The 6,954-nt window shown below is 73.0% G+C and carries 6 protein-coding genes; 4 read left to right on the top strand and 2 right to left on the bottom strand.

Features of this window, described 5'->3' with window-relative positions; genetic code table 11:
• Positions 1 to 223 precede the first annotated feature (223 nt).
• Positions 224 to 1,462, top strand: coding sequence for a cytochrome P450 (locus AB0A61_RS28410; protein WP_361298102.1), 1,239 nt, complete (start codon positions 224 to 226; stop codon positions 1,460 to 1,462).
• Between the two features lie 159 nt (positions 1,463 to 1,621).
• On the opposite strand, the gene AB0A61_RS28405 is transcribed toward AB0A61_RS28410, so the two are convergent.
• Positions 1,622 to 3,049, bottom strand: coding sequence for an alpha/beta fold hydrolase (locus AB0A61_RS28405; RefSeq protein WP_361298099.1), 1,428 nt, complete (start codon positions 3,047 to 3,049; stop codon positions 1,622 to 1,624).
• 18 nt (positions 3,050 to 3,067) lie between these two features.
• The gene (locus AB0A61_RS28400) at positions 3,068 to 4,561 is read right to left on the bottom strand and encodes an MFS transporter (RefSeq protein WP_361298096.1); all 1,494 of its coding nucleotides are present in this window, start codon (positions 4,559 to 4,561) and stop codon (positions 3,068 to 3,070) included.
• A 167-nt stretch (positions 4,562 to 4,728) separates the two neighbouring features.
• Between AB0A61_RS28400 and AB0A61_RS28395 the strand changes: the two genes are divergently transcribed.
• The 3 genes from AB0A61_RS28395 to AB0A61_RS28385 are packed head-to-tail and all read left to right on the top strand — an operon-like array spanning position 4,729 to position 6,876.
• The gene (locus AB0A61_RS28395) at positions 4,729 to 5,052 is read left to right on the top strand and encodes a 2Fe-2S iron-sulfur cluster-binding protein (protein ID WP_361298093.1); all 324 of its coding nucleotides are present in this window, start codon (positions 4,729 to 4,731) and stop codon (positions 5,050 to 5,052) included.
• Positions 5,052 to 6,323 (top strand): FAD-dependent oxidoreductase, encoded by a 1,272-nt coding sequence (locus tag AB0A61_RS28390; RefSeq protein WP_361298090.1) that lies wholly within the window; start codon positions 5,052 to 5,054, stop codon positions 6,321 to 6,323. The genes AB0A61_RS28395 and AB0A61_RS28390 overlap by 1 nt, the downstream gene beginning before the upstream one ends.
• Positions 6,316 to 6,876: a hypothetical protein gene (locus tag AB0A61_RS28385; RefSeq protein ID WP_361298087.1), complete on the top strand. Its 561-nt coding sequence runs from the start codon at positions 6,316 to 6,318 to the stop codon at positions 6,874 to 6,876. Before AB0A61_RS28390 ends, AB0A61_RS28385 begins: the two co-directional genes overlap by 8 nt.
• Positions 6,877 to 6,954: the final 78 nt, after the last annotated feature.

The raw sequence follows: 6,954 nt of genomic DNA, 5'->3' as shown, positions 1-6,954 counted from the left end.
AGTACGTCCAGTACGAGGACTTCCGGCCGGCACGCCGAGAGCACGCACCGGACGTCACTCCTTGACGGGCGAACGTTGCCTGCCGGGGCACTAGGGGGCGTCGTCTGGATCACCCCGGGTCCGCGGTGATCCGAACGACACCGCCCAGGCCCTCCAGGGCCCAGGCCCTGGCCCCTGTCGTGCCCGCAACCCAACAGACCGTCAGGAACCGGAAGGACTCACCGTGACCACCAGTGCCATAGAACCGGGCGCCGCCGAACAGACGGAGACGACGCCGACGAAGACGTTCCCGTACCAGCGGCAGTGCCCCTTCACACCGCCGCGGGAATACACCGAGATGATCCACAAGGACGTCTCCCAGGTCACGCTGGACGGCTCCGGGCTCCGGATCTGGACGGTCACCGGCTACCACACGATCAAGCAGCTGCTCACCGACCCCCGGGTCAGCGCCTCCCGCAAGCACGCCAACTTCCCCTTCTACTTCGTCGCCCCGCCGGAGTACCGCACCGAGACCTCCTTCATCGGCTACGACGGCAAGGCGCACAGCAGCACCCGCCGCAGGGCCGCCCTGACCTTCACCAACCGGCAGGTGCAGCGGCTGCGCCCGCGGATCGAGGAGATCGTCGACGACCACCTGGAGAAGCTGCTGCGGATGACGCCCCCCGCGGACTTCCACCGGGTGTTCTCGCTGGCCGTGCCCATGACGGTGATCTGCGAGCTGCTCGGCATCCCCCAGGACCAGCACGACTTCTTCATCAAGCACGGCACGGCGCTGCTCGGCGGCCACAGCACCACCGAGGAGCGGCAGGCGGCGATCGTCGAGGTGAACGCGTACATCAGCGAGCTCATCCAGCTGAAGAAGGTGCAGCCGGGCGAGGACCTGCTGAGCCGGGCCATGGCCGACTACGCGGCCTCCGGCGAGGAGTACACCGACCGCGACCTGTTCAACATGGTGCGGCTGCTGATGAACGGCGGCCACGAGACCACCGCGAGCCAGATATCGCTGGGTACCGCCTGCCTGCTGGAGAACCCCGACCAGCTGGAGCTGCTGCTGAACGACCCGTCCCTGGTCAAGCCGGCCGTGGAGGAGCTGGTCCGGTTCGCCACCATCGGCGACACGGCCGTACCCCGGGTGGCGCTCGAGGACATCGAGATCGGCGGGCAGGTCATCCGCAGGGGCGACGGCATCCTGTGCCTGGGCCTGGCCGCCAACCGCGACCCGGAGGTCTTCCCGGAGCCGGAGAAGCTGGACATCACCCGCGGCAGCCGCAAGCACCTCGGCTTCGGGCACGGGGTGCACCACTGCATCGGCGCGGACCTGGCCCGGCTGGAGCTGGAGATCGTATGGAGCAAGCTGTTCCAGCGGATCCCCACCCTGCACCTCGCCAAGCCGTTCCTGGAGATCCCCCGCAAGGAGGGCGCCGTGATCTACGGCCTGTGGGAGCTGCCGGTCGCCTGGTGAGCGGTCGTCCACACCTCTGTCCCCACCAGGGTCGGTAACCGTGAAGCCCCGGAGAACCGCTCTCCGGGGCTTCAGCATGTTCGAAGCGGCCGTGGCATCGGGGCGACGGCCCGCCCCGGTGCCGCGTTTCGCCGCCGCCGGGCGCTGTCCGCCGGGAGGTCAGACCGCGTCCGCCGCAACATCCGGGCGCGAGGTCCGGCCCGGGCAGGAGATGCGGGGCGGGGGCAACTCCCCGTCGACCAGGTAGCGGTGGACGAGTGCGTCGACGTGTGGGTTGGCGCCGAGGACGTACACCTCGTGCTCCCCGGAGTCCTCCACGGTCAGCAGGTGGTGGCCGAGCCGTTCGGCCATGGCCACCCCGCCCGCGTAGTGGTCCATCGGGTCGCCGTCGGCCTGGACGACCAGGCCGACCGGGTAGCCGGCGCGTTCGAGGACCGTGGGCGCCTCCGGGGCCTCGAAGGCGCGGAAGGCACCGACCCACGGCTGGGCGCGCAGCACGCCGTAGCCGTAGGGGAACCGCTTGCGGAAGTCCCGCATGTCCTGGTAATAGACCTCCAGATCGGCCGGCCAGGCGTGCTCCAGCGTGATGGCCTCCAGGACGCCGATGCGCTGCTCGCCCTCGCTGTCCGCCGGGCGCCAGGTGCCCTGCTGGGAGAGCAGGGCGCGGCAGGCGGCGGCGTTGTCCTCGGCGGCCGCCTCACGCAACCCGCCCAGCAGGATGCCGAGTTCGGCCCACTGGCCGCGGTCGGCGGCCCGGTTGCCCACCGCGCCGTCGAGCAGGGTGCGCAACTGGATCCCGTGCGGCAGCCGCTCCAGCCGGGCGACCAGCTCCTCCACCCCGGCGAGCACCTGGGCGGGGCCGGTGCCCAGCCCGAAGTGGCCGTGCCGCTCGCCGGTCCAGGCGGCCCACTGGTCGACGTTGCGCTGCACGGCGTCGCCCTGCCACAGGAACTGCTCGCGCCAGGTCCAGTCGGGGTTCACGCAGGAGTCCAGGACGCTGCGGTCCAGGCGGTCGGGGAACATGCTGCCGTAGACGGCCCCGACGTAGGCGCCGTACGCGTACCCGACGAAGCTGATCCGCTCCTCGCCGAGGACGGCCCGGATCACGTCCATGTCCCGGGCCGTGTTGCGGGTGCTGATGTGCCGGCGCAGCTCACCGCCCGCCCGGGCGCAGCCCAGTTCCCGCTGCCGCATGTCCTCGGCGAGCGTCTCGAAGGCGCTGTCCGGCGGCCGGGAGTCGAAGGGGGCCCGCGGGACGGTGACGTCGGCGTACAGCCGGGTGGAGTCGCCGGTGCCGCGCGGGTCGAAGCCGATCAGGTCGTACACCTCGTGCAGGGGGGTGCCGGCGTATTTGTCGGGCAGTGCCCGGCCGAGTCCCCAGTCGCCGCCGGGGCCGCCGTTGACGGCCAGCAGCACGCCGCGCCGCCGCCCCGGGTCGGTGGCGCGACGGCGGCTGAGGGCGAGCGTGATCCGCTCGCCCCCGGGGTCGGTGTAGTCGCGGGGCACCTCGATCGTCGCGTGTTCGAGCCGCTCGTCGTGCGGGGCGGGCGACCACTGCGGCCGCTGTGTGGAGAACTCGTTGACCACTGCTAACCTCCGCTCTCGTCAGGAGGTCAGCGTCTCGGTACCGCCTCGAGAGGGCCTGGAACGCTTCCGGACCGGGACCGCCAGCGCCGCCACCAGACCGAGGGCGGCGAACAGCGCGGCGCCGGTCAGGGCCAAGCCGTAACCGGCCGCGAGCGCCGTGCGGGACGCGGCGGCTTGGGCCGCCCCCGCGGCCCGGCCGTCGATGCGGGCCGAGGACAGCGCCGCCAGCGTCACCAGGCCGACGGCGCTGCCCAGTTGGCGGGTGGTGTTGAGCAGACCGGAGGCGAGGCCCGCCTGGTGGGCGGGCAGACCGGCCGTGGCGGCGTTCGTGGTGGCATTGAGCACCCCGCCCATGCCGAAGCCGAGCAGCAGCAGCGGCCCGAGCACGTCCCCGGCATAACCGGCGCCGGGCCCCGCCTGGGCGAGCCACAGCAGGCCGGCGCTCGACAGCGCGAGCCCGCCCAGCAGGACCGGCCGCGGACCGGTGCGGGGCACCAGCGAGGACACGCCCCAGCCGCCCAGCGCGAGCCCGGCCGACAGCGGCAGATAGCTGAGCCCGGTGCGCAGCGGGCTGTAGCCCAGCACCTGCTGCAGCAGCAGGGTGAGGAAGTAGAAGGTGCTGAACAGCGCCGCGACCGCGAAGAAGGCGACGAGGTTGGCGGCGGCCAGCGACCGGTTGCGGAACACGCCCAGCGGCACCAGCGGTTGACAGGCGTACCGGGCCTGGATCAGCAGGAACGCCGCCAGCAGTGCCGCGCCCGCGGCCAGCGGCACCACGACGTGCGCCGACCCCCAGCCGTACTCGTGCGCCTGGGACACGCCGTGGACGGCCGCCATCAGCCCGAGCGTGACGGTGACCGCGCCGGGGAGATCCAGGCCGCGCCCCCGCCCCCGCCCCCGCCCGCGCGCCGGGGACTCGGGGACGACCCAGCGGACGGCGGCGCACAGCAGGATCCCGATCGGCGTGTTGACCAGCAGGACCCAGCGCCACGACGCGTACTCGGTGATCACGCCCCCGGCGAGCACCCCGATCGCTCCCGCGGCTCCCGACACCGCGCTCCACCAGCCGAACGCCTTCGCCCGCCGGGCCGGTTCGGTGAAGGTCGCGCTCAGCACGGTGAGCGTCGCCGGTGCCATGACGGCCGCGCCCAGCCCCTGGAAGGCCCGGGCCAGCACCAGGGTGAGGGGGCTGTCCGCCGCTCCTCCGACGGTGCCGGCCAGGGTGAACAGGGCGGCACCCGACAACAGCACCCGGCGCTGCCCGAACACGTCCGCCAGCCTGCCCCCCAGCAGCAGGAAGCCGCAGACGACAACGGTGTAGGCGTTGTTGACCAGGTGCAGGCTGTGCCGGTCGAAGCCCAGGTCCCGGGCGACGACCGGAAGGGCCACGTTCACCACCGAGGCGTCCAGCACGTTCATGAACTGGCCCAGGCAGCAGGCGAACAGGATCAGACGGAGCCGGTGTTCCGCCGCGGTGGGCGCGGCGGTGGCGGAGAGGGTTCCTGCGGTCATGGCGGCACGCTCGGCCCCCGCGATCGAACGCGGATCGCGGTCGGGTGGAGCGGGACGCTCGGATTCCGCCACTGTCGAGGGCTGCTCCACCCGCATCCCAGGAACCGTCGGCACAGTCCCGTCCCGTATCTCCGCACGGCCGGCCGGACATCCACGAGGAGAGCGCCATGGCCAAAATCACCTACAAGCATCCCAACGGCACCGTCACCGTCGTCGACGTCGAGGCGCCCAACACGGTCATGCGCGGTGCGAAACTCAACAACGTCGACGGCATCGAGGCCCAGTGCGGCGGGTCCGCCCAGTGCGGCACCTGCCATGTCTACGTCGACGAGGCCAACACCCTGTCGCTGCCCGCGATGGACAGCGTCGAGGACGACGTGCTGTACGGCACCGCCTGCGAGCGCACCGAGCACAGCCGGCTCAGCTGCCAGCTGCCGGTCTCCGACGCCATCGACGGACTCGTCGTCCACCTGCCGCGGGCGCAGAGCTGATGGCCGCCCGGGGAGTGGTCGTCGTCGGCGCCGGCCAGGGCGGTCTGGAGACCGCCGCCGCGCTGCGGGCCCGCGGCTACGACGGCCGGATCACGCTGATCGGGGACGAGCCCGGCACGCCCTATCAGCGCCCGCCGCTGTCCAAGGGCTACCTGTCGGGCACCACCACCGGCGACGAGCTCGAACTGCGCCCGCTGTCCTACTTCGCCGCCCAGGACATCGGCCTCGTCACCGGTGACCGGGTCACCGCGATCGACCGGGACCTCCGCACGATCCTGCTGGCGTCCGGCCTGTCACTGCCCTACGACCGTCTGGTGCTGGCGACCGGGGCCCGGCCCCGCACCCTGCCCGTGCCCGGCGCGGCCTCGCTGTCGGGGGTGCTGTCGCTGCGGACGCTCGCCGACGCCGACGAACTGCGCGGCCGCCTGAGCGGCCCACCGCTGCAGCTGGTCGTAGTGGGCGCCGGTTTCATCGGGCTGGAACTCGCCGCGACCGCACGGGCGCTGGGGCACGACGTGACCGTGGTGGAGGTCCAGGGGCGGGCCCTGGGGCGAGCCCTGACCCCCGTCACGTCCGGCTGGCTGGTGGACCGGCTGCGCCGCACCGGCGCGCGGGTGCTGCTGGGCCGGGAGGTGACCGCCCTGCGGGGGGACGCGGCCGGTCGGGTGCGCGTCGTGGAGCTGGACGTCGCCGAACGGATCCCCGCCGACGTGGTCGTCGTCGGGGTCGGGGTGCTGCCGAACACCGAACTGGCCGCCACGGCGGGTCTGGGGGTGGGGGACGGCATCGTGGTCGACCGGCAGCTGCGCACCGGCGACCCGGACGTGTTCGCGGTGGGGGACTGCGCCCGCTTCCCCAGCGCCTCGGCGGGCCGCCACGTGCGGCTCGAGTCGGTGCAGAACGCCTCCGACCAGGCCCGCTGCGTGGCCGCCGCGATCTGCGGCGAACCGGTGCCGTACACCGCCGTTCCCTGGTTCTGGTCCGAACAGGGTCCCGTCCGGCTGCAGATCGCCGGGCTGGGTGCGGGGCACGACGAGACCGTGGTGCACGGAGAACCGGAGTCCGCCTCCTTCTCCGTCCTCTGCTTCCGCCGGGGCCGGCTGGCCGCGGTGGAGTCGGTCGGCCGGCCGGCCGACCACGGCATAGCCAGGCGCCTGCTCGCCTCGGGGACCGAGCTGTCCCCCGAGGAGGCCCTGCGGCCGGACTTCGGCTTCAAGACCTACGTGCGTACACCACCGATCACCAAGGAGAGGTTGTCCGTTCATGCCTGAGACAGAAGCGGCCCCGGCGCAGCGCGTCGGCCGCACCCGCGGGACGCTGACCCTGCGCCTGCTCGCCGTCTGGCTGCTGCTGATCGCGGCGGTCGGCGGGGCGGGGGCGACCGGCGCCATGGCCGAGCCGGCGCCCGCCGGTGCCCACGCCAGACACCACAGCTGTCCGTCACTGGAGGGCGTGTGGGACCTGACGGTCACCATCGTCACGCCCGACGGCGGCACGACGAGCACCACACCCCGCTTCATCTTCCACGCCGACCACAAGCTGTCCGCCGAGGGCCCGCCGGACACCAACGGCCGGCCGCAGTACGAGGCACACGGTTTCTGGAACGAGAACGGCAACGGCACCTTCGCCTTCTACGTCACCCACCCCGGCCGTTCCGACGGCGCCTACCTGGGCGTCGTCCAGGCCGTGCACATGGGCCGGATCGTCGGCAAGACCTTCTCGACCCACGCGTACGCCTTCGTCACCACCAGCCCCGGCGGCGAGCCGCAGGGCCCGATCACGGTGAGCAGCACCGCCACCCGGGTGTCCGACACCGCACCCTGATCCGATTCCGGGGCCCCGAGCCCCGGCCCGGCCCAGCGCCCGCGTCCGGCTCCGCACGAGCCGGACGCGGGCGCCGCT

Origin of the sequence: Streptomyces sp. NPDC046197 (genome assembly GCF_040646295.1) — a bacterium.
Classification (GTDB): domain Bacteria; phylum Actinomycetota; class Actinomycetes; order Streptomycetales; family Streptomycetaceae; genus Streptomyces.
This window is presented reverse-complemented; position numbering and strand designations above follow the sequence as displayed.

Excerpts from the sequence above, each read along its gene's own strand:
- AB0A61_RS28385 (WP_361298087.1), top strand. The coding sequence starts at position 6,316 with ATGCCTGAGACAGAAGCGGCCCCGGCGCAGCGCGTCGGCCGCACCCGC.
- AB0A61_RS28395 (WP_361298093.1), top strand. The coding sequence starts at position 4,729 with ATGGCCAAAATCACCTACAAGCATCCCAACGGCACCGTCACCGTCGTC.
- AB0A61_RS28390 (WP_361298090.1), top strand. The coding sequence starts at position 5,052 with ATGGCCGCCCGGGGAGTGGTCGTCGTCGGCGCCGGCCAGGGCGGTCTG.
- AB0A61_RS28400 (WP_361298096.1), bottom strand. The coding sequence starts at position 4,561 with ATGACCGCAGGAACCCTCTCCGCCACCGCCGCGCCCACCGCGGCGGAA.